The organism is Actinotalea alkalitolerans, assembly GCF_023369855.1.
In the GTDB taxonomy this organism is placed as follows: domain Bacteria; phylum Actinomycetota; class Actinomycetes; order Actinomycetales; family Cellulomonadaceae; genus Actinotalea.
Genome location: NZ_JAMBPP010000012.1, coordinates 101666 through 121907 on the forward strand (window position 1 = coordinate 101666; position 20242 = coordinate 121907).

Here is a 20242-nt window from a genome sequence, read left to right on the forward strand (position 1 = left end):
GCCGACCAGCCGCGGTCACCACGCCGCGGGGGAGTAGTCCTTGAGGAAGACCCCGTAGAGATCCTCGCCGCTCTCTCCACGCACGATCGGGTCGTAGACCCGCGCCGCCCCGTCGACCAGGTCCAGCGGCGCGTGGAAGCCCTCCTCGGCGAGCCGGACCTTGGTGGGGTGGGGTCGCTCGTCGGTGATCCACCCGGTGTCGACACTGGTCATCAGGATGCCGTCGTCGAAGAGCTCGGTGGCACTGGTCCGGGTGAGCATGTTGACCGCGGCCTTGGCCATGTTGGTGTGCGGGTGCCCGGGCCCCTTGTAGCCCCGCGAGAACACGCCCTCCATCGCCGAGACGTTCACCACGTAGGTGCGTCGCGCGGACGAGGCGGCAAGCGCTGGCCGCAGGCGGCTGACCAGGATGAACGGTGCGGTCATGTTGCACAGCTGGACCTCGAGCATCTCGAGGGCGTCGACCTGGTCCACGGTGGCCACCCAGCTGTTCGACGCGTGCAGGTCGGGGAGCAGCCCTCCGGCGTCGATAGCGTCGCCCCGTGCCAGCCGTGCGAGGGAGGAGGAGCCTGCCCGCAGCGCTTCGCCGGTGAGATGGTCCGCGTGGGCCACGGCCAGTGCTCGTGCGGTGCCCGGAGCGGCGTCGTCGTCGTGATGACGGGGGGCGTCGGTGCCCACGGCGCTGACCAGGGCCGCCGGGTGCGCGTCGCTCGCGTGCTCGAAGGTGATGAGGTGGGGGAGCGGACCGTGGGGAAGCGGTGCCTGCTCGGCCTCGACCAGCGGGGCGTACGACCCGGTCGAGCGACGAACCGTCTGCGCGGCGTTGTTGATCAGGATGTCGAGCGGTCCGGCGGCGGCGACCTCGTCGGCGAGGGCGACCACCTGGGCGGGGTCCCGCAGGTCCAGCCCCACCACGGTCAGCCGGTGCAGCCAGTCGGCGGAGTCCTCCATCGCGGTGAACCTGCGCACCGCGTCGCGGGGGAAGCGGGTCGTGATGGTCGTGTGCGCGCCGTCACGCAGCAGGCGCAGCGCGATGTACATCCCGATCTTGGCGCGGCCGCCGGTCAGCAGGGCGCGCCGCCCGGTGAGGTCGGTGCGCGCCGCCCGACGGTCATGGTTCAGGCTCGCGCAGGCGGGGCAGAGCTGGTGGTAGAAGGCATCGACCTGGGTGTAGAGCTCCTTGCACACGTAGCAGGCGCGCGCCCGCTGGAGGCTTCCCGCACTGGCTCCCCGAGCGTTGGACACCAGCGGCAGCCCGGCTGTCTCGTCGTCGATCCGCCGCGGTGAGCCGGTGGCCGTCGCCGCGACCACGGCGGCGTCGGCCGCGCTGATCGCGGCACGGCGGTCGAGCCGTCGCTGCTTCTTGACCGCCTTGAACAGCCGGCCGGTCGCACGCCGCAGCGCCAGTGCGTCCGGGTGGTCGGGGTCGAGCTGCTCGGCCCCTCGCAGCACCGCCAGACAGCGGGCGAGCTCCTCGGGGTCGATGCGCTCTGCGGCGGTCGTCTCGTCGGTCCCGTCCGGGGACGCCGGGCCGGCCACAGGGCTCGGGGCGTGGAGCGGGTTCGGGTCGTCGTGGTCTGCGTCCATGTCCTCTTCGTCTCAGCAACTGCTCGACGGGGTTCCGGCCCCACGAGCGCCGCGAGAACTGTACGCACACGGGTCGTTGACCCGTGCAGAGCGCCGACCGTACCGTGCAGTAGCTCACAGGTCCTCGAGACGGAAGTTGGTGGCAGGGATGGCACGGTTCCCGCTGGTTCGCTGGGCCGGAGCGGTGTCACCCGCGGTCGAACGACCCGACGTCGTGGTGGTGCGATCGACCGACGTCCTGGACGAGGCCGACCGCGCAGACCTCCTGTCCGGGGCGGGGCTCGTGGTGTGCGGGGGTGAGCGGTGGGACCTGTCGGTCCGCGACCTGCTCGCGACCCTGGGCGTCCTGGTGGACGTCCGTCAGGCCGAGCGCGCGGTGGTCCGGGCCGACACCGCGGGCATGGCGGTCGCGACCGGGCAGGACGTGCTGTCCCGCGTGACCGACTCCACGGTCACCGAGCTCGAGGGGACCGTTCACGCCCACCTGACGCTCGAGGCACCGGCCGGGGCCCTGCTGCGCACCGGTGCGGGGTCGGTGGTGGCGGCCGCGGTGGACCGCGACGGCCGTCGCGCCGTGGTGATCGCTGTCGACCTGGACGAGGCGCGGGCCGCCCACCTGGTCCGCAACGCCGCGACCTGGGCAGCCGGGCCGGCCACAGGGGACCTCTCGTCCGTCCCACCGGCCGACGGGCAGGAGCCTGCCGAGCACCTGACCCTGTCGACCGCCTGGCTCGAGCTCAAGGCCTGCGTGGAGGAGCTGCAGCCCCTGCAGGCCAAGGACGGATCCGTCCCGGACCCGGCCGACCACGAGCACGCTCGAGGGTTGGTGACCAGGGTGGTCGCAGCGGTCGAGCAGCTCGCGCCGGCCTTCCCGCACGACGCCGCGTACCTCGCGGCCCTGGGAGAGGACCTGCGCCGCTGGAGCGTCGAGCTCGGGGTGCCGGACTTCCTGGACTCCCTGGTCGCCTTCCAGCCTCAGGCGCAGCGCGTCGACGGTCGTCGGCACCTGGTGCTCTTCCCGATGTACACCCAGAACGGCAGCCCGGACCGACACCTCGAGGCGGTGCTGATCGAGGTCATCTGGCCGGACTTCGTCGCCGCGCTCGAGGCGGGGGACTACTCGAACAAGCTCTTCGTCCCCATCCGGTTCCTCGACTTCACCTCTGGCTACGACACCAACTCGGCAGTGCTCTTCCCCGAGACGGTCGCGATGCGTGAGATCCCCACGTTCACCTGGGGAGCGATCTTCGCCGACCGCGAGGCCGCCCGGTTCCGCGCGGTGGTGCGGGCCGCCGCGGCCACCACGGGGCTGGCGCTGCCACCCGACGCCGCACGCCTCCTCGACGACCAGCAGCTCGCCGAGGAGACCTTCGTCATGTGGGACCTCATCCACGACCGCACCCACATGCGCGGGGACCTGCCGTTCGACCCGTTCATGATCAAGCAACGGATGCCGTACTTCCTGTACGCCCTCGAGGAGCTCCGCTGCGACCTGACGGCGTTCCGCGAGGCCGTCGCCCTCGAGGAGAGCGTCCCGCACGCCCGACTCGTGCAGTACGCCGTGATCTTCGACCGCATCTTCCGGTTCGCGATCACGGGGTCCCGGGTCCGCAACTACGACGGCCTGGGCGGGCAGCTCCTGTTCGCCTGGCTCCACCAGCACGGGGTGCTGCACTGGACCGACAGCCGACTGAGCATCGACTGGGCAGGCGTGCCCGAGGTCGTGCTGGCCCTGGGGCGCGAGATCGAGGACCTGTACTGGCGCTCGATCGACCGACCCAAGATCGCGCACTGGCTCGCCGCCTACCGTCTGGTCAGTGCGACGGTCACCCCGCACCCGGCCTCGGTGTGGGCCAAGGGGCCCGACGCGCTCCCGCTCGAGGGTCCGCTCAAGGGGCTCACCGACGCCGTGATGCCCGACGAGTTCCCGTTGTCGATGTTCTACGAGGCGCTCAGCCGTCGCATCGGCGAGGTCGTCACGTCCACCGCCGGGATCACCGGGACCTCGCCGCTGGCCTCTGCACCCGTCGGCGGGTGAGAGGATCGGTCCTCGTGACCAGACTCCACGACGTGACGGTCCGCGGGTTCGCCTCGGACAACTACGCCGGTGTCCATCCCGCGGTGATCGCGGCGATCAGCGACGCCAACGACGGCCACCAGGTGGCCTACGGCGAGGACGTGTACACCGCGCGCCTGCACGAGGTGATGGCCGGGCACTTCGGCCGCGAGGTCGAGGTCTTCCCCGTCTTCAACGGCACCGGTGCGAACGTCCTCTCGCTGCAGTCGATGCTTCCCCGCTGGGGTGCGGTGATCTGCACCGAGACCGCCCACGTCCACACCGACGAGAACGCCGCGCCCGAGCGGGTCGCCGGCATCAAGCTCCTCACGGTCCCGACCCCCGACGGCAAGCTCACCCCCGAGCTGGTCGACCGGCAGGCCTGGGGCTGGGGTGACGAGCACCGTGCCCAGCCGGCGGTCGTCACGATCACCCAGAGCACCGAGCTCGGCACCTGCTACACCCCCGCGGAGATCGCGGCGTTGTGCGAGCACGCCCACGGCCACGGCATGACGGTGCACCTCGACGGGGCGCGGATCGCCAACGCCGCAGCGTCGCTCGGCGTGCCGCTCCGGGCCTTCACCACCGATGCCGGGGTGGACGTCGTCAGCTTCGGCGGGACCAAGAACGGCTTGCTCGGGGCCGAGGCCGTGGTGGTCCTGGACCCTTCGGCGTCGACCGGCCTGACCTACCTGCGCAAGATGAACATGCAGCTGGCCTCGAAGATGAGGTTCATCTCCGCGCAGCTCGTCGCCCTGCTCGAGGGTGACCTGTGGTTGCGCTCGGCGCAGCACGCGAACGCGATGGCCGGCAGGCTGCGCGACGGTGTCCAGGACCTGCCCGGGGTCCGGATCGTGCGTCCCGTCCAGGCGAACGCGGTCTTCGCGGTCCTGCCCGACGGTGTCGCCGACCGCCTGCGCACCCGGTTCCGGTTCTACGACTGGGACGCGGCGACGGGCGAGGTGCGGTGGATGTGCGCCTTCGACACCACCGAGCAGGACGTGGACCGCTTCGTGGACGCGCTCCGCGCGGAGCTCGCGCTGGTCTGACCGATCGGGTCCGGGGCTGAGCCACCGGGCCGCAGGCCTCAGAGCAGGCCGCGGACCTCCATCGCGCGGGCCAGGCCCACGCCGTCGGGTGCGCCGACCTGGACCGGTGATCCCGTGGACGTCTCGGTGTCACGGGACGGGGTGGTCGTCCCGTGCGCGAGCACCTGCTCGGCGGGCGACAGCTCGCGCAGGGCGATCACCCGCACCCGCCCCGGGTGCCTGCGGGCGACCTCGGCGTAGATCTCGGGGTCGTGCTGCCCGTCGTCGCCGACGAGCACCCAGGTCAGCTGGGGAAGCTCACGCATGAGCCTGTCGAGCTGCTCGTGCTTGTGCTCCTGCCCGCTGCGGAACCACCCGGTGTTGGTGGGGCCCCAGTCGGTGAGCAGCAGCGGGCCTGCGGGGAAGCCGTGGCTGGTCAGGAACCGGCGCAGCGCAGGGGCGACGTTCCAGGCCCCGGTCGAGAGGTAGAGGACGGGCGCGCCGGGGTGCGCCGCGTGCCACCTGCGGTACAGGTCCGACATGCCCGGCACGACGCGGCGTGCGCTCTCGTGCAGCACGAGCGCGTTCCACGCCGCGATGAGCGGGCGGGGCAGCGCGGTCACCATGACGGTGTCGTCGATGTCGCTCACCAGTGCCACGTCGGGCTCCTCGCCGATCACCAGCACGTCCGCCGGGACGGGTCGGTCACCGACCTGCAGCGTCACGGTGTGCCAGCCCGGTGGGAGGTCCGACTCGACCACGGCGTCGACGTAGCCACCACGGTCGGCCAGGAGCACGTGCGTCCGGTCGCCGACCTGGACCTCGACCCTCGCCCGCGGGATCTGTGCGGTGAAGAAGCTCCGCCAGCCCCGGACGGCCCGCTGCTGCGAGGCACGATCCTGCTCGGCCGCCTCCGAGGCGCGGGTGCCGGGGGCGGCCAGCAGGGCGCGACCCATGACCCGGACCCAGCCGGTGCTGCCGTAGCCGGTGTAGGTCACCACGCGAGGGACCCAGCCACGGCGGCGCAGCCAGCGTGCCACCAGGACGTAGGCGCGATCCTCGAGGCGGGCTGCCCGGTGCGGTCTGCTGCTCGACGTGCCGGAACGGGCGGGGTGGCTGTGCACGCCGGTCAGTCTCGCACCGCGGCGGCGGGTGCGCGCCCTGGTGAGCGGCCGACCCGCCCTGCTCAGTCGGGCCGGGAGGTCTTCGCGACGGTCAGCAGGATGACCGAGTCCTCGACGGCGTGCAGGGCGTGCGGCGTCTGCGGGGCGATGAGCAGGTCGCCGGGTGAGCCGTCCCAGGTGGTCGGACCACAGGTCAGACGGACCCGACCGGTCAGGACGTGCACCGTCGCCTCACCGGGGTTGTTGAACTCGTCGGTGCTGCGGCCGGCACACATGGCGATCACGGTCTGCCGCAGCACCTTCTCGTGACCCCCGTGCACCGTCTTGGCGCTCCGCCCGCTGGTGGCGCGCCGGGCCGCCTCGAGCTGCTGACGTGCTTGCGCGATCAAGGACGACTTCTCCATGGCGTGGGCTCCTTCGCTCGTGCCTGGCGGACCGCGACCTGGCCAGCATAGGAGGTGCCGAGGAACGCCCCGGCGGGCGGGCTCGCGCCGACGGCGGTAGACAAGGTCGGTGACCATCATCGGATTCCATGCCTCCCACGAGCAGATCGATCCCGGCACCCTGCTGCGTGACGTCCAGCACGCCGAGCAGGCAGGCTTCGGGGCGGCGATGTGCTCCGACCACCTCGCGCCCTGGAGCCACGAGCAGGGGGAGTCGGGGTTCGCCTGGTCGTGGCTCGGTGCGGCGCTGGCCACGACCGGGTTGCGGTTCGGCGTCGTGAACGCCCCGGGCCAGCGCTACCACCCGGTGATCGTGGCCCAGGCGGTGGCCACCCTGGGCTCGATGTTCCCCGGTCGCTTCTGGGCCGCCCTGGGCTCGGGCGAGAACATGAACGAGCACGTGACCGGCGACCAGTGGCCCCGCAAGGAGACGCGTGACGCGCGGCTCGAGGAGTGCGTGGACGTCATCCGTCGGCTCCTCGCGGGCCAGGAGGTCACCCATGACGGACTGGTGACGGTGGACCGTGCACGGCTGTGGACGTTGCCCGCGACGGCGCCCGCCCTGGTGGCGCCGGCGGTGACCGTCGCCACGGCCCGTCGGATGGCGTCCTGGTCGGACGGTCTGATCACGATCAACCAGCCGCACGACGTGCTTCGCGAGATGCTGGACGCCTACGCCGAGGTCGGCGGGCGCGGGCCTCGGTGCCTGCAGGTCCACGTCTCCTGGGCCCCTGACGAGGCCGAGGCCGAGCGTCTGGCCCATGAGCAGTGGCGGACCAACGGGCTGCAGCCCCCGCTGTGCTGGGACCTGACCGGCCCCGGCGACTACGAGCAGGCGAGCGTGCACGTCCGTCCGTCCGACGTCCGCGAGTTCGTGCTCGTCTCGAGCGACCTCGGCAGGCTCACCGCGTGGATCGCCGACCTCGTCGCCCTCGGCTTCGACGAGGTCTACCTCCACCACGTCGGCAAGGAGCAGAGCCGGTTCATCGACACCTTCGGCGAGCACGTCCTTCCCGAGCTCGCAGGAGCGGAGGAGCGGACCCGCTCGGCGTGAGCACACCCGAGCCCGCAGCCCGACACGCGCACGACCCCCGACGAGAGGCAACCCGGTGAGGATCACGGACACCAGCGACCTGTGGTGGAAGAACGCCGTCTACTACTGCCTGGACGTGGAGACGTTCATGGACTGGGACGGTGACGGCACGGGGGACTTCCAGGGTCTCGCCCAGCGCATCGACTACCTGGCCGAGCTCGGCGTCACCTGCCTGTGGCTGATGCCGTTCTACCCGACCGCAGACCGGGACGACGGCTACGACATCACCGACATGTACGGGGTCGACGAGCGGCTCGGCACCCACGGGGACGTGGTCGAGCTGATCCGCACGGCCAGGGACCGGGGCATGCGGGTGATCGCGGACCTCGTCGTCAACCACACCTCGGACCGCCACCCGTGGTTCCGCTCGGCGCGGTCCAGCAAGGACTCCCCGCACCGTGACTACTACGTCTGGCGTTCCGACCCGCCGCCGGACACCTCGGACGAGGTCGTCTTCCCCGACCAGGAGGACGGCATCTGGGAGCTGGACGAGAAGACCGGCGAGTACTACCTCCACCGCTTCTACAAGCACCAGCCCGACCTGAACATCACCAACCCGGTGGTGCGGGACGAGATCGCCAAGGCGATCGGCTTCTGGCTCGAGCTGGGGCTCTCGGGGTTCCGGGTCGACGCGGTCCCGTACTTCCTCGAGGTGCGCGACGCCACGCAGGAGAGCACCGAGGACCTGGGCGACCCGCACGACTACCTCCGGTCGCTGCGCACCGTCCTGGGCCGCCGGGTCGGGGACGCGATGCTGCTCGGCGAGGTGAACCTGCCCTACCAGGAGCAGGTGCGCTACTTCGGGTCGGGCCACGGGGACGAGCTCTCGATGATGTTCGACTTCGTGGGCATGCAGAACATGTACCTGTCGCTGGCCCGCGCCGACGCCGGCCCCCTGACGCAGGCGCTGCAGTCGCGTCCACCCATCCCGGCCGACTGCCAGTGGGCGACCTTCGTGCGCAACCACGACGAGCTGACGCTGGACAAGCTGAGCGAGGAGGAGAGGCAGGAGGTGTTCGCGGCCTTCGGACCGCAGGAGGAGATGCAGCTGTTCGGTCGCGGTCTGCGCCGCCGGCTCCCGCCGATGCTCGACGGCGACCCCCGCCGGATCCGCCTGGTGTACTCCCTGCTCTTCGCCCTGCCCGGCACACCGGTGCTGTTCTACGGCGAGGAGATCGGGATGGGCGAGAACCTCGACGCCCCGGGACGGCTCGCGGTCCGTACGCCCATGCAGTGGACCAGCGGTCCGAACGGCGGCTTCTCGACCGCGAGGGCCTCGCGCCTGCCCGGTCCTGTGGTCGAGGGAGGCTTCGGACCCGAGCACGTCAACGTGGCCGACCAGCTCCACGACCCCGACTCGCTGCTCAACTTCGTCTCCCACCTCTCGCGCCGCTACCGCGAGTGCCCCGAGCTGGGATGGAGCGGGGTCGAGGTCCTCGAGCAGCCGCACACGAGCGTCCTCGCGCTCTGCAGCTCGGTGCCGTCCACGGGACCGCGAGGATCGAGCAGCTCGGGGGAGGACGGCATCATCATCACGGTGCACAACCTGTCCCCGGAGCCGGTCGTCGTCCCGTTGACGCTGTCGATGGTGGCGGACCCGGCCGGACGCCGCCTGACGGACCTCCTGGGTGCCGGGTACCTCGACGTCGACGACCGTGCCCGCGTGGAGGTGCCGCTCGAGGGCTACGGCTACCGTTGGCTCCGTCTCGTCGGGCCGGGAACCCGCCGACTGGTGTAGGCCGCTCAGCCGAGAAGATCGGCCACGGCACGGAGCGTGCTCAGGTCGCCCTGGACGAGGATCGAGGTGACGACGGTCTCCTCCCACTCGGCCAGGCGGTCGCGCACGGCGCCCGGGCTGCCGATCAGGGCGATGTCCTGGACCAGTGCGGTCGGCACGGCGGCCGTCGCCTCGGCACGACGGCCTTCGCCGAACAGCCGGGCGACCTCCTCGCACTCGCGGGTGTACCCGAGCCGCTCGATCATGTCGCGGTGGAAGTTGGCGGTCTGGGCGCCCATCCCTCCGACGTACAGGGCGATGAAGGGCCGGACGACGTCCGCCGCGCGCTCCACGTCCTCGTCGATCACGACCGGCACCGTCGTGCTGACCTCGAAGTGATCGGGGGCAGGCAGGTCGGGCGACCGGCGGGCGAACCCCTCGGCCAGTGCGGCACGGTAGGTCTCGTCGAGCGCCGGGGAGAAGAAGAGCGGCAGCCATCCGTCGGCGATCTCGGCCGAGAGCGCGACGTTCTTGGGGCCCTCCGCCGCGAGGTGGACGGGCAGGTGCGGTCGGAGCGGGTGGACGGTCGGGCGCAACGGCCGTCCCAGCCCGGTGCCGCCGGGGTACGGGAGCTGGTAGAACTCGCCGTCGTGGGCCACGGGGGACTGCCTGCGCAGCACCTGGCGGACGATGTCGACGTACTCCCGGGTGCGGGCCAGCGGGCGGGGGTAGGGGTAGCCGTACCAGCCCTCGACGACCTGCGGGCCCGAGGCACCCAGGCCCAGGACGAAGCGCCCACCGCTCAGGTGGTCCATGGTCAGTGCAGCCATCGCCGTGGCGGTGGGTGCGCGGGCGGACATCTGGGCGATCGCCGTGCCGAGGCGGACGTTCCTGGTCCGGCTTCCCCACCAGGCGAGCGGGGTCAGGGCGTCCGACCCGTAGGCCTCGGCGGTCCACACCGAGTCGAGCCCGAGCTCGTCGGCAAGCAGCACCGCCTTCTGCGCGTCGGGTGGTGGACCGGCCGACCAGTAGCCGAGGTGGTAGCCGAAGCGCATCTCATCTCCTTCGACGGCGCGGTGGTGAGGGGACGCTATCAAGCCGGACGCGGTGGGGCAGGCACCCGCCGTCGAGCTCGTCGTCTGAGCGTCCGCACCGCGAGCCAGCCGAGCACGAACAACCCGACCAGCACGAGAGCCGGGACGAGGACGGCTGCCAGCGAGAGCAGGACGCTCAGGATGTCCTCGATCCCGCTCACCACGGGGCCACCCAGGCCACCGGTGCTGGTGTTGACCCCCACCCTGAGCAGGGCCTTGGCGACGTGGACCGTCAGGGACAGCACGACCCCGGCCAGGACCGCGAGCCACTGACCCGTGGTCGTCCCCTCGACCGTCGCAGGGACCGCCATGGTCTGCGCCCCGACCCCCGCGCTGAAGGCCACGCCTCCCGCAGCAGGTCGCAGCACGCTCTGGAGTACGTCGTTGAGGTGGTCGACCCCGGGGATCTTGTCGGCGACGACCTCGACCAGCAGCAGGACGACGAGCACCGCGATGGCCCAGCCGTCGGTCAACCAGGTCCACCCCTCGGAGAGCTCGACCAGTGGGGTCCAACGCGCAAGAACGCTCAGCACGAGGAGCGGGAGCGCGGCGTTGAGTCCCGCCGCGGTGGCGAGCCCGGTCGCGGTGAGGAGCTCGAGCATGGTCCCAGCATCGCACCTGGTGCGTTCGCGCCGGATGTCCTGTCACCCGGACCTGGACCCGGACCCGGACCCGGACAGCACACCACCCGCCCAGCGGTGATCGGGGATCACCTGCACCGGGCGGGTGGTGGTGGAGTCACGGCGCAGCGACGCCGGGTACGACCTACTTGAAGGCGTCCTTGACCTTCTCGCCGGCCTGCTTGAGGTCGGCCTTGGCCTGGTCGCCCTTGCCCTCGGCCTCGAGCTGCTCGTCACCGGTCGCGGCGCCGGTGGCTTCCTTGATCTTGCCGCCACCCTTCTCGCCGGTGTTCTTGGCCTTGTCGTCGAACCCCATGGTGGACCCCTTCCGTCGTATGTGGTCGTTGCCCCTCGACGCTACGTCGCGCCAGGTGCCTGCGCGCGGCGAAGGGCCCGCTCCCCGGGCACAGGGCCGTAGGATCGACGGAAGAACCCCGCCACGGAGCCCAGCCGCAGCGGGGTGTCAGGGGTACCCGGGCCCCAGCGGCCCAGACATGAGGAGTGCGGTGGCGCAGGCACGGGACGAGGTCGGTGCCGACCGCTCACGTCCCGACGGTCCTTCGCGCGTCCTGACGATCCCCAACGCCATCAGCGCTCTGCGCCTCCTGCTCGTGCCGGTCTTCACGGGGCTGCTGCTGGCTGGTGAGGACCTCTGGGGACTGGTCGTGCTGGCCGTGTCCGGGGCGAGCGACTGGCTCGACGGGGTGCTGGCACGCCGCCTGGGGCAGCAGTCGCGGCTCGGGGAGCTCCTGGACCCGGCAGCCGACCGGCTCTTCATCGTCGTGACGCTCATCGTGCTGGCACTGCGCGACGTCATCCCGGTGTGGCTGGTGGTCGTGATCATCCTGCGGGACGTCCTGCTGGCTCTGGTCCTGGCCCTGCTCTTCCTCGCGCGGGTCGGTCCGCTCCCTGTGCACTTCGCCGGCAAGGCGGGGACCTTCGCGCTCCTGTACGCCTTCCCGCTGCTCCTGCTCGGCCAGTGGCAGGGGGTGGTGCCGACAGCAGCAGGGATCATCGGGTGGGCGTTCGCCTGGTGGGGGATCGGGCTCTACTGGTTGGCCGCAGGCATCTACATCCGCCAGGCAGCAGGCGAGCTGCGTCGGCGGTCGGTGTCCGCGTGACGTCGGACGACACGCCCAGGAGCGAGGTGGGGCCGGCGACCCCGCGCCACGCGGCCCGTCCCGTCGACGCGTCGATGAGCCTGCTCAACGAGGTCATGTACCGCCCCCTCGACCCGGAGTACGCCGAGGCGGCCCGTTCCCCCGCGCCCCCAGCGACGGGCGCCCGTCGCGCCGCCCAGGTGGTGCTGACCCTCGCGCTCGCCACCGTGCTGGGGCTCGTGACGGTGAGCGCCGTGAGCTCGTTACGCACACCACAGCCCTCGGCCGTCCAGGCCAGGGCGCTGCTCGAGAAGGAGATCGACGAGCGTTCCTCGGCGGCCGACCGGCTCCAGGCCGACATCCAGGGGATGAGCGAGGAGATTGCCCAGCTCCAGACGTCGGCGCTGGCCGAGGAGGACCCCGGCCTGTTCCTGCTGCTCCAGCAGGCTGAGCTGCACTCGGGTGCGGTGAGCGTCGCAGGTCCCGGGCTCGTGATCGAGCTCGACGACGGCGAGGAGGACGAGGACGACCCGCGCGGGTCGCTCGACCACCAGGTCCAGGACGTCGACCTGCAGATCGTGACCAACGGGCTGTGGGCCGCCGGCGCCGAGGCCATCGCCGTCAACGGCAGACGACTGACCGCGCTGAGCGCCATCCGCAGCGCCGGCCAGGCGATCCTGGTGGGTCCCTCACCACTCATCGCCCCCTACCGGATCGAGGCGATCGGGGAGGTCCGCACGATGCAGACCTCGTTCGCGCGTTCCTCCGCCGCCGCCCACCTCGGCTTCATCTCCGGTACCTACGGGATCGAGACCTCGATCACCGCGACGACCTCGCTCGAGCTCTCGGGGGCCGGGAGCACGACCTTGCGCCACGCCCGCGCCCTGCCCGATGTGGCATCGTCTGACGCACCTGACAAGGAAGGCTCTTCATGATCGCCGTGCTGGGACTCATCATCGGGGCCCTCGTGGGTCTGGCCCTGGAGCCCACCGTGCCGGTAGCCCTCCAGCCGTACCTGCCGATCGCGGTCGTGGCCGCGCTGGACGCCCTTTTCGGCGGGCTCCGCGCACTGCTCGACGGGACCTTCGACGACCGGGTGTTCCTCGTCTCGTTCCTGTCCAACGTCGTGGTCGCGGCGCTCATCGTCTTCCTGGGTGATCAGCTCGGCGTCGGGACCCAGCTCTCGACCGGCGTCGTGGTCGTCCTGGGCATCCGGATCTTCTCCAACGCCGCAGCCATCCGTCGACACCTCTTCCGGGCCTGAGCATGTCGCCCGACCATCGCGCCGACCCGGGCCAGGACCCGGACGAGCAGTCGCCCACCCCCACCCGGCCACCGCTCTCGGCCTCGTGGCGGACCGTCCGGCGCGCGCTCGCACCCCGCGCGACCCGTGCCCAGGGCATGGCCGGTCTGCTGTGCGCGCTGCTGGGCTTCGCTCTGGTCGTCCAGGTGCAGCAGACCCGCACGGACGGGCTCACGAACCTGCGTCAGGACGAGCTGGTCCGGATCCTTGACGACGTGACGCAGCGCTCGGAGGAGCTCACCGCGCAGGCGAACGCCCTGCGGTCGGAGCGCAACGAGCTGGTCAGCGGTTCCGACACGCAGCGCACCGCCCGTGAGGCGGCGGCGCAACGAGCCGAGGTCCAGGGCATCCTCGCCGGGAGGCTGCCCGCCCAGGGACCGGGCATCGAGCTCGTCATCGTCGAGCGCGAGGGCAGCATCCCCGCACTGACCATGCACAACGTGCTCGAGGAGCTCCGCAACGCAGGAGCGGAGGCCGTGCAGCTCAACGACCTCCGGCTCACCGCCCAGAGCTACTTCGTCGACGTCCCTGATGGTCTGGTCGTCGACGGGACGCTGCTGTCCCCCCCGTACCGGTGGCTCGCGATCGGTGACCCGGCAACACTCTCGGGTGCGCTGGGCATCCGTGGAGGTGCCCTGGCGACGGTTCGCAACGCGGGTGGGGCGACCAACCTCGACTCCCGCGACCTGGTCGAGGTCGCGGCGACCAAGGCCATCAGTGCACCCCGGTTCGCCACGCCGGTCCCGGTCGCGGAGACGGACGAGTGAGCCACCCCGGGTGGCCGCAGGAGTCCCAGGGCTCCCGGGACCGGGATCGGCCGCATAGGCTGTACCAGCAGCACACCCGAGCCAGCACATCCGGCGCCGCCGAGGAGGAATCATGACCGAGCGCGATGCGTCAGACCAGCGATGGGCAGCGGCCGACACGACGATCAGCCTCGGCGAGGGGTTGATCGGCTCGGTCGAGCACGAGATCCCCGCAGCCGTGGGACTGACGCCCGAGGAGAATGCGGCCGTCGCGGCACTTCCCCGGACCTCGGCGCTGCTGATCATGCAGCGCGGACCGAGCTCGGGCGCACGCTTCCTCCTGGACGCCGACCGGACCGTGGCCGGTCGGAGCCCCGATGCCGACATCTTCCTGGACGACGTCACGGTCTCGCGCAAGCATGTCGAGTTCGTGCGGGAGCTCGACGACTTCGTGGTCCGCGACATCGGGTCGTTGAACGGCACCTACGTCAACCGCTCTCGTATCGAGCAGGCGGTGCTCAGGACGGGTGACGAGGTCCAGATCGGCAAGTTCCGGATGACCTTCCACCCCAGCCCGGCGCGCTCCGCCGCCGGACGTCCGCAGCCCACGGACGAGAACGCGTGACCACGGCCGGCCGTTCCGCGCCGGCGCAGGTCCCGGATCGCACGGCCTCGACCGCTGAGCCTCCCGACGGGGCTTCGCGCCCTCGCCTGGTCGAGCCGTGGCCGCACGGGGTGTCGCGGGAGCCGACGATGCGGATCTCGGACGTGCTCGGCGACCTCGGGGCCGACTTCCCGGCGGTGACTCCTTCCAAGCTCCGGTTCCTGGAGGATCAAGGTCTGGTCGAGCCACGTCGCACAGCGGGTGGCTACCGGCAGTACAGCCCGGCCGACGTCGAGCGGCTCCGGTACGTGCTGCGCCAGCAGCGGGACCGGTACCTGCCGTTGCGGGTGATCGGCGAGCAGCTGGCCGCGCTCGATGCGGGTGAGCTGACCGAGCCGCTCACGCCGGCGCGGTTGGCCACGCAGGACGGTGAGCGGACGGCCCCGACGATCGCCGGGCGCTACACGGCCGCCTCGCTCGCGCGCGAGGCCGGCGCGACCGTCGAGCTGGTCGAGCAGCTGGTCGAGGCGGGTGTGCTGCGACCGGGCCCGACGGGCCATCTGGACGAGTGGGCACGTGAGGTGGTGGTCGTCGCTGCCGCACTGGCCGAGCACGGGGTCGAACCACGCCATCTGAAGTCGTTCCGCTCGGCGGCGGACCGGCAGGTCTCGGTGGTCGACCAGATCGTCGCCCCGTTGCGCGGGCAGCGCGCTCCCGGTGCGCAGGAGCGCGCCGGTGCGGTGGCCGCGGAGCTGGGTGAGCTGTGCGGCCGGCTGCACACCACGCTGGTGCGTGGAGGGTTGTCGAACCTCACACCGTGAGCAGGGTGGTGTGCCGCTGGGGGTCAGGCGTCGTAGCGTGGTTCCCATGGCATCCGACGACCTGATCGAGCTCGAGGTGCTGGGTGTGCGGCGGCAGTCGCCACCGGACCAGGTGGTGGTGCTGCTGCTCGACCTCGCGGGACGGCGGCTGCTGCCGATCGTCGTCGGGGTGCCCGAGGGTTCGTCGATCGCGTCCGCGCAGGCCGGGATCCGACCACCCCGACCGATGACGCACGACCTGCTGGTCGAGGTCATCGACGCCGCAGACCTGGTGCTGGTGCACACCGAGATCGTCGCGCTGATCGACGGCGTCTTCCATGCCGCGCTGGTCCTGGACAACGGGCAACGTCTCGATGCACGGGCCTCGGACGCGATCGCCGTGGCGGTGCGCACGGGCAGCCCGGTGCTCTGCGCCCCGGCGGTCCTGGACGCCTCGGCGATCGCAGTCGAGGAGTCGACCCAGGTCCCTGCCGAGGAGGCCGAGCTCGAGCAGTTCCGCGAGTTCCTCGACACCGTGACCCCCGAGGACTTCCTCGGGGGGGAGGAAGGTGGCGACCCGGGTGGCGGGCCAGCGCCCCGCCGTTCTTGACGTTCAGGTGGAGGTTGAGACACGCCGTGGCGACACGCCGTGGCGTGTCGCACCTGGCATCGTTGACGGTGCCCCCCCACGGGCCTAGCGTGAACGACGAACATCCTGCGAGCCCCGGTTGGCCGGCTGTCGACAGCACGGATGGCACGGTGGACGGTAGGCAGTGATGGATCCGAGGGGAGTGCCCGTGAGCGGTACCGGCGAGACGGTCGAAGAGTCGGTCGGTGTCCCGCAGCGAGCCCAGGGGCTGCTGTTCGGCGACGAGCTCCCCGACCTCGACACCACCACGGGCTATCGAGGTCCGACCGCGTGCCGAGCAGCGGGCATCACCTACCGGCAGCTGGACTACTGGGCACGGACCGGTCTGGTCGAGCCGACGATCCGACCGGCGACCGGCTCCGGGACGCAACGGCTGTACAGCTTCCGGGACATCCTCGTGCTCAAGGTCGTCAAACGACTGCTGGACACCGGCGTATCGCTCCAGCAGATCCGCACCGCCGTCAGCCACCTGCGCGAGCGGGGGGTTGACGACCTCGCCCAGATCACGCTGATGAGCGACGGCGCGAGCGTCTACGAGTGCACCTCGGCCGACGAGGTCATCGACCTCGTGCAGGGTGGGCAGGGAGTCTTCGGCATCGCTGTCGGCCGCGTCTGGCGCGAGGTCGAGGGGACCCTGGCATCGCTGCCCACCGAGCGCGCCGAGGCCGAGGGGGTCTCGCAGGCCAGCGATGACGAGCTGGCGCGACGACGCAAGGCACGCACGGCCGGCTGAACTGGCCGACCGCCTCGCCTCACGTCCGCCCTGCGACCACCGTCCGTCTCGCGGGACGGACACTGCCAGGACCCGTAGCACCAGGTACCGTGCTGCTGCCCCCGCTAGTGATGAGGTGAGTCGTGTTCTCGAAGGTGCTCGTCGCCAACCGTGCTGAGATCGCCGTGCGGGGGTTCCGCGCTGCGTACGAGCTCGGCGCCCGGACCGTCGCGGTCTTCCCGCACGAGGACCGTAACTCCGAGCATCGCCTCAAGGCCGACGAGGCCTACCTGATCGGCGACCACGGGCACCCGGTGCGCGCCTACCTCGACATCGAGGAGATGCTGCGCGTGGCCACCGAGTCGGGGGCAGACGCCATCTACCCGGGGTACGGGTTCCTCTCGGAGAACCCCGACCTGGCGCGAGCGTGCGCAGCCGCAGGGATCGCGTTCGTGGGACCGCCCGCGGACGTGCTCGAGCTGGCGGGGAACAAGATCCTCGCCCTGCGGGCCGCCAAGCAGGCCGGCATCCCGGTGCTGGACTCCTCCGAGCCGTCCTCGGACGTCGACGAGCTCGTCGCGGCCGCCGAGGTGATCGGCTTCCCGCTCTTCGTCAAGGCAGTCGCCGGTGGTGGTGGCCGCGGCATGCGTCGGGTCGACACCCGTTCTGACCTCGCGGAGGCCCTCTCCGCAGCGATGCGCGAGGCAGAGGGCGCCTTCGGCGACGCCACCGTGTTCCTCGAGCAGGCCGTGCTCCGACCGCGCCACATCGAGGTGCAGATCCTCGCGGACGGCGCGGGCAACGTGGTGCACCTGTTCGAGCGTGACTGCTCGCTCCAGCGCCGGCACCAGAAGGTCATCGAGATCGCCCCGGCCCCCAACCTCGACCCCGAGATCAGGGACGCGCTGTGCCGTGACGCGGTCGCCTTCGCCCGGAGCATCGGCTACGTCAACGCCGGAACGGTCGAGTTCCTCGTCGACACGGTGGGGGAGCGGGCCGGTCAGCACGTCTTCATCGAGATGAACCCGCGCATCCAGGTCGAGCACACCGTGACCGAGGAGGTGACGGACATCGACCTCGTGTCGTCCCAGCTGCGGATCGCCGCGGGGGAGACCCTGGGCGATCTGGGCATCGACCAGTCGACCATCCGCGTCAACGGGTTCGCGATCCAGTCACGCATCACCACCGAGGACCCGGCCAACGGGTTCCGGCCGGACACCGGCCGCATCGTGGCCTACCGGTCGCCCGGTGGCGCGGGCGTACGGCTGGACGGAGCGACGGCGACCGCGGGCGCCGACGTGTCGGGGCACTTCGACTCGATGCTGGTCAAGCTCACCTGCCGCGGGCGAGACTTCCCCACGGCGGTGCGGCGTGCCCGTCGAGCGCTGGCCGAGTTCCGCATCAGAGGCATCCGGACCAACATCCCCTTCCTGCAGGCCGTCCTCGCCGATCCCGAGTTCGTCGCCGGTCAGATCGCCACGTCCTTCATCGACGAGCGCCCCGAGCTCCTCGCGGCCCGTGAGAGCGCTGACCGCGGGACCAAGCTGCTCCACTACCTGGCGGACGTCACCGTGAACCGGCCCTACGGTGCGCCGGGGGACGTGCTCGAGCCGCGGCTCAAGCTGCCCACGGTCGACCTGAGCGCCGCAGCACCGGCCGGGAGCCGTCAGCGTCTGCTCGAGCTGGGTCCGCAGGGCTTCGCCCGAGCGCTGCGCGAGCAGACCGCCGTGGCTGTGACCGACACCACCTTCCGCGACGCCCACCAGTCCCTGCTGGCCACCCGGGTCCGTACCCATGACCTGGTGACCGTCGCCCCGTACGTCGCACGGTCGACCAGCGGTCTCCTGAGCGTCGAGGCGTGGGGCGGCGCGACCTACGACGTCGCGCTCCGCTTCCTCGGTGAGGACCCGTGGGACCGGTTGGCGGCGATGCGTGAGGCACTGCCGAACGTGGCCCTGCAGATGCTCCTGCGTGGACGCAACACCGTGGGCTACACGCCGTACCCGACCGAGGTCACGCAGGCCTTCGTCCGGGAGGCGACCGCGACGGGGATTGACATCTTCCGCATCTTCGACGCCCTCAACGACGTCGAGCAGATGCGGCCGGCGATCGAGGCCGTCCGTGAGGTCGGCACCTCCGTGGCCGAGGTCGCGCTGTGCTACACGGGGAACCTCGCCGACCCGGCCGAGACCCTGTACACGCTGGACTACTACCTGCGCCTGGCCGACCGGATCGTCGAGGCAGGGGCGCACGTCCTGGCGATCAAGGACATGGCCGGCCTGCTGCGGCCCTCGGCGGCACGGACGCTGGTCTCGGCCCTGCGCGAGAGGTTCGACCTGCCCGTCCACCTGCACACCCACGACACCGCGGGTGGGCAGCTCGCCACCCTGATGGCCGCGGTCGACGCCGGGGTCGACGCCGTGGACACCGCGAGCGCGGCGATGGCCGGCACGACGAGCCAGCCCTCGATGTCCGCCCTCGTGGCTGCCCTCGAGCACACAGAGCGTGACACCGGGCTCAGCCTGCGCGCGGTCTGCGACCTCGAGCCGTACTGGGAGGCCGTCCGGAGGATCTACCGGCCCTTCGAGTCCGGGCTGCCCGGCCCCACCGGCCGTGTGTACGACCACGAGATCCCCGGCGGTCAGCTCTCCAACCTCCGCCAGCAGGCGATCGCGCTCGGTCTGGGCAACCGGTTCGAGCAGATCGAGTCGATGTACGCCGCGGCCGACCGCATGCTCGGTCGTCTGGTCAAGGTGACACCGTCGAGCAAGGTGGTGGGCGACCTTGCGCTGCACCTGGTGGCCCGGGGGGCTGATCCCGTGCACTTCGCCGAGAACCCCCAGGAGTTCGACATCCCGGAGTCGGTCATCGGCTTCCTCTCAGGCGAGCTCGGTGACCCGCCCGGCGGGTGGCCCGAGCCGTTCCGGAGCCGCGCCCTGGAAGGACGCTCACCGCGTCGACCCGTCGTCGCTCTGACCGACGAGGACCGTGCGGACCTCGACGGGGACTCGGCGACCCGCCGCGACCGGCTCAACCATCTGCTGTTCGCCGGCCCCACCAAGGAGTTCAAGCACACCCGGGCCACCTTCGGCGACGTCTCGGTGCTCGACACGACCCGCTACCTGTACGGGATGAAGCCCGCGACCGAGGTCGAGGTCAGCCTCGGCAAGGGTGTGCGGCTGCTGGTCGGGCTGGAGGCCGTCGGCGAGCCCGACGAGCGCGGGATGCGGACCGTGATGTTCACGCTCAACGGTGCGATCCGCCCGCTCCAGGTACGCGACCGTACCGTCGAGGTCGACGCTGCCACGGTCGAGAAGGCCGATCCCGGAACCCCCGGGCAGATCGCCGCGCCGTTCGCCGGAGCCGTCACCCCTGCGGTCCAGGAGGGGCAGCGGGTCGAGGCGGGTCAGACGGTCGCCACGATCGAGGCGATGAAGATGGAGGCGGCGATCACCACGCCTGTCGGCGGGACGGTGCAGCGGCTGGCGATCGGAGCGGTGCAGCAGCTCGAGGGTGGCGACCTGGTCCTGGTCATCTCCTGAGCCTGCCTGGGGGCGGGGGAGCGT

19 protein-coding genes are annotated in these 20242 nt (G+C 71.4%); 13 read left to right on the plus strand and 6 right to left on the minus strand.

The window, feature by feature from the left end:
* Nucleotides 1-15: 15 nt before the first annotated feature.
* The gene (locus M1R94_RS15460) at nucleotides 16-1587 is read right to left on the minus strand and encodes an SDR family NAD(P)-dependent oxidoreductase (protein WP_249382613.1); all 1572 of its coding nucleotides are present in this window, start codon (nucleotides 1585-1587) and stop codon (nucleotides 16-18) included.
* A 709-nt stretch (nucleotides 1588-2296) separates the two neighbouring features.
* Between M1R94_RS15460 and M1R94_RS15465 the strand changes: the two genes are divergently transcribed.
* Nucleotides 2297-3625 (plus strand): DUF6421 family protein, encoded by a 1329-nt coding sequence (locus tag M1R94_RS15465; RefSeq protein WP_249382641.1) that lies wholly within the window; start codon nucleotides 2297-2299, stop codon nucleotides 3623-3625.
* Nucleotides 3626-3639: 14 nt separating this feature from the next.
* A complete protein-coding gene (locus tag M1R94_RS15470; RefSeq protein WP_249382614.1) occupies nucleotides 3640-4692 on the plus strand; it encodes a threonine aldolase family protein in 1053 nt (350 codons plus the stop codon).
* 38 nt (nucleotides 4693-4730) lie between these two features.
* Here the strand turns inward: M1R94_RS15470 and M1R94_RS15475 are convergent, their stop codons facing one another.
* Entirely contained in the window at nucleotides 4731-5795 is a 1065-nt protein-coding gene (locus M1R94_RS15475) for an App1 family protein (RefSeq protein ID WP_249382615.1), read from the minus strand.
* 62 nt (nucleotides 5796-5857) lie between these two features.
* Nucleotides 5858-6199: a cupin domain-containing protein gene (locus tag M1R94_RS15480; RefSeq protein ID WP_249382616.1), complete on the minus strand. Its 342-nt coding sequence runs from the start codon at nucleotides 6197-6199 to the stop codon at nucleotides 5858-5860.
* A gap of 109 nt (nucleotides 6200-6308) precedes the next feature.
* On the opposite strand from M1R94_RS15480, the gene M1R94_RS15485 reads away from it, so the two are divergent.
* Complete coding sequence (locus tag M1R94_RS15485; RefSeq protein ID WP_249382617.1) at nucleotides 6309-7292, plus strand: TIGR03885 family FMN-dependent LLM class oxidoreductase; 984 nt, start codon at nucleotides 6309-6311, stop codon at nucleotides 7290-7292.
* Between the two features lie 55 nt (nucleotides 7293-7347).
* Nucleotides 7348-9069: an alpha-amylase family protein gene (locus tag M1R94_RS15490; RefSeq protein ID WP_249382618.1), complete on the plus strand. Its 1722-nt coding sequence runs from the start codon at nucleotides 7348-7350 to the stop codon at nucleotides 9067-9069.
* 5 nt (nucleotides 9070-9074) lie between these two features.
* Here M1R94_RS15490 and M1R94_RS15495 read toward each other — a convergent pair whose 3' ends face one another.
* The 3 genes from M1R94_RS15495 to M1R94_RS15505 form a co-directional block, all read right to left on the minus strand.
* Complete coding sequence (locus M1R94_RS15495) at nucleotides 9075-10103, minus strand: LLM class F420-dependent oxidoreductase (protein WP_249382619.1); 1029 nt, start codon at nucleotides 10101-10103, stop codon at nucleotides 9075-9077.
* A 38-nt stretch (nucleotides 10104-10141) separates the two neighbouring features.
* Nucleotides 10142-10744: a DUF4126 domain-containing protein gene (locus tag M1R94_RS15500; protein ID WP_249382620.1), complete on the minus strand. Its 603-nt coding sequence runs from the start codon at nucleotides 10742-10744 to the stop codon at nucleotides 10142-10144.
* Nucleotides 10745-10907: 163 nt separating this feature from the next.
* Nucleotides 10908-11078, minus strand: a complete 171-nt coding sequence (locus M1R94_RS15505; protein ID WP_249382621.1) for a CsbD family protein — start codon at nucleotides 11076-11078, stop codon at nucleotides 10908-10910.
* Nucleotides 11079-11268: 190 nt separating this feature from the next.
* Here M1R94_RS15505 and M1R94_RS15510 point away from each other — a divergent pair, with 190 nt between their 5' ends.
* The 9 genes from M1R94_RS15510 to M1R94_RS15550 all read left to right on the plus strand — a co-directional run bounded on the left by M1R94_RS15510 (nucleotide 11269) and on the right by M1R94_RS15550 (nucleotide 20218).
* Nucleotides 11269-11883, plus strand: a complete 615-nt coding sequence (locus tag M1R94_RS15510; RefSeq protein WP_249382622.1) for a CDP-alcohol phosphatidyltransferase family protein — start codon at nucleotides 11269-11271, stop codon at nucleotides 11881-11883.
* Nucleotides 11880-12797, plus strand: a complete 918-nt coding sequence (locus M1R94_RS20830) for a DUF881 domain-containing protein (RefSeq protein ID WP_249382623.1) — start codon at nucleotides 11880-11882, stop codon at nucleotides 12795-12797. Before M1R94_RS15510 ends, M1R94_RS20830 begins: the two co-directional genes overlap by 4 nt.
* Nucleotides 12794-13126, plus strand: a complete 333-nt coding sequence (locus M1R94_RS15520) for a small basic family protein (RefSeq protein WP_249382624.1) — start codon at nucleotides 12794-12796, stop codon at nucleotides 13124-13126. Before M1R94_RS20830 ends, M1R94_RS15520 begins: the two co-directional genes overlap by 4 nt.
* A gap of 2 nt (nucleotides 13127-13128) precedes the next feature.
* The gene (locus M1R94_RS15525) at nucleotides 13129-13932 is read left to right on the plus strand and encodes a DUF881 domain-containing protein (RefSeq protein WP_249382625.1); all 804 of its coding nucleotides are present in this window, start codon (nucleotides 13129-13131) and stop codon (nucleotides 13930-13932) included.
* Nucleotides 13933-14044: 112 nt separating this feature from the next.
* Complete coding sequence (locus M1R94_RS15530) at nucleotides 14045-14536, plus strand: FHA domain-containing protein (protein WP_249382626.1); 492 nt, start codon at nucleotides 14045-14047, stop codon at nucleotides 14534-14536.
* 128 nt (nucleotides 14537-14664) lie between these two features.
* Nucleotides 14665-15336, plus strand: a complete 672-nt coding sequence (gene ftsR, locus M1R94_RS15535; protein ID WP_249382627.1) for a transcriptional regulator FtsR — start codon at nucleotides 14665-14667, stop codon at nucleotides 15334-15336.
* 46 nt (nucleotides 15337-15382) lie between these two features.
* On the plus strand, nucleotides 15383-15925 hold the full coding sequence (locus M1R94_RS15540; RefSeq protein ID WP_249382628.1) for a bifunctional nuclease family protein: 543 nt from the start codon (nucleotides 15383-15385) through the stop codon (nucleotides 15923-15925).
* A gap of 166 nt (nucleotides 15926-16091) precedes the next feature.
* Nucleotides 16092-16697: a MerR family transcriptional regulator gene (locus tag M1R94_RS15545; protein WP_249382629.1), complete on the plus strand. Its 606-nt coding sequence runs from the start codon at nucleotides 16092-16094 to the stop codon at nucleotides 16695-16697.
* A gap of 122 nt (nucleotides 16698-16819) precedes the next feature.
* Nucleotides 16820-20218 (plus strand): pyruvate carboxylase, encoded by a 3399-nt coding sequence (locus tag M1R94_RS15550; protein WP_249382630.1) that lies wholly within the window; start codon nucleotides 16820-16822, stop codon nucleotides 20216-20218.
* Nucleotides 20219-20242: the final 24 nt, after the last annotated feature.

Coding starts and splice junctions, on each gene's coding strand:
- M1R94_RS15530 (WP_249382626.1), top strand. CDS start 14,045: ATGACCGAGCGCGATGCGTCAGACCAGCGATGGGCAGCGGCCGACACG.
- M1R94_RS15525 (WP_249382625.1), top strand. CDS start 13,129: ATGTCGCCCGACCATCGCGCCGACCCGGGCCAGGACCCGGACGAGCAG.
- M1R94_RS15480 (WP_249382616.1), bottom strand. CDS start 6,199: ATGGAGAAGTCGTCCTTGATCGCGCAAGCACGTCAGCAGCTCGAGGCG.
- M1R94_RS15545 (WP_249382629.1), top strand. CDS start 16,092: ATGGATCCGAGGGGAGTGCCCGTGAGCGGTACCGGCGAGACGGTCGAA.
- M1R94_RS15500 (WP_249382620.1), bottom strand. CDS start 10,744: ATGCTCGAGCTCCTCACCGCGACCGGGCTCGCCACCGCGGCGGGACTC.
- M1R94_RS15505 (WP_249382621.1), bottom strand. CDS start 11,078: ATGGGGTTCGACGACAAGGCCAAGAACACCGGCGAGAAGGGTGGCGGC.
- M1R94_RS15540 (WP_249382628.1), top strand. CDS start 15,383: ATGGCATCCGACGACCTGATCGAGCTCGAGGTGCTGGGTGTGCGGCGG.
- M1R94_RS15460 (WP_249382613.1), bottom strand. CDS start 1,587: ATGGACGCAGACCACGACGACCCGAACCCGCTCCACGCCCCGAGCCCT.
- M1R94_RS15495 (WP_249382619.1), bottom strand. CDS start 10,103: ATGCGCTTCGGCTACCACCTCGGCTACTGGTCGGCCGGTCCACCACCC.
- ftsR (WP_249382627.1), top strand. CDS start 14,665: ATGCGGATCTCGGACGTGCTCGGCGACCTCGGGGCCGACTTCCCGGCG.
- M1R94_RS15520 (WP_249382624.1), top strand. CDS start 12,794: ATGATCGCCGTGCTGGGACTCATCATCGGGGCCCTCGTGGGTCTGGCC.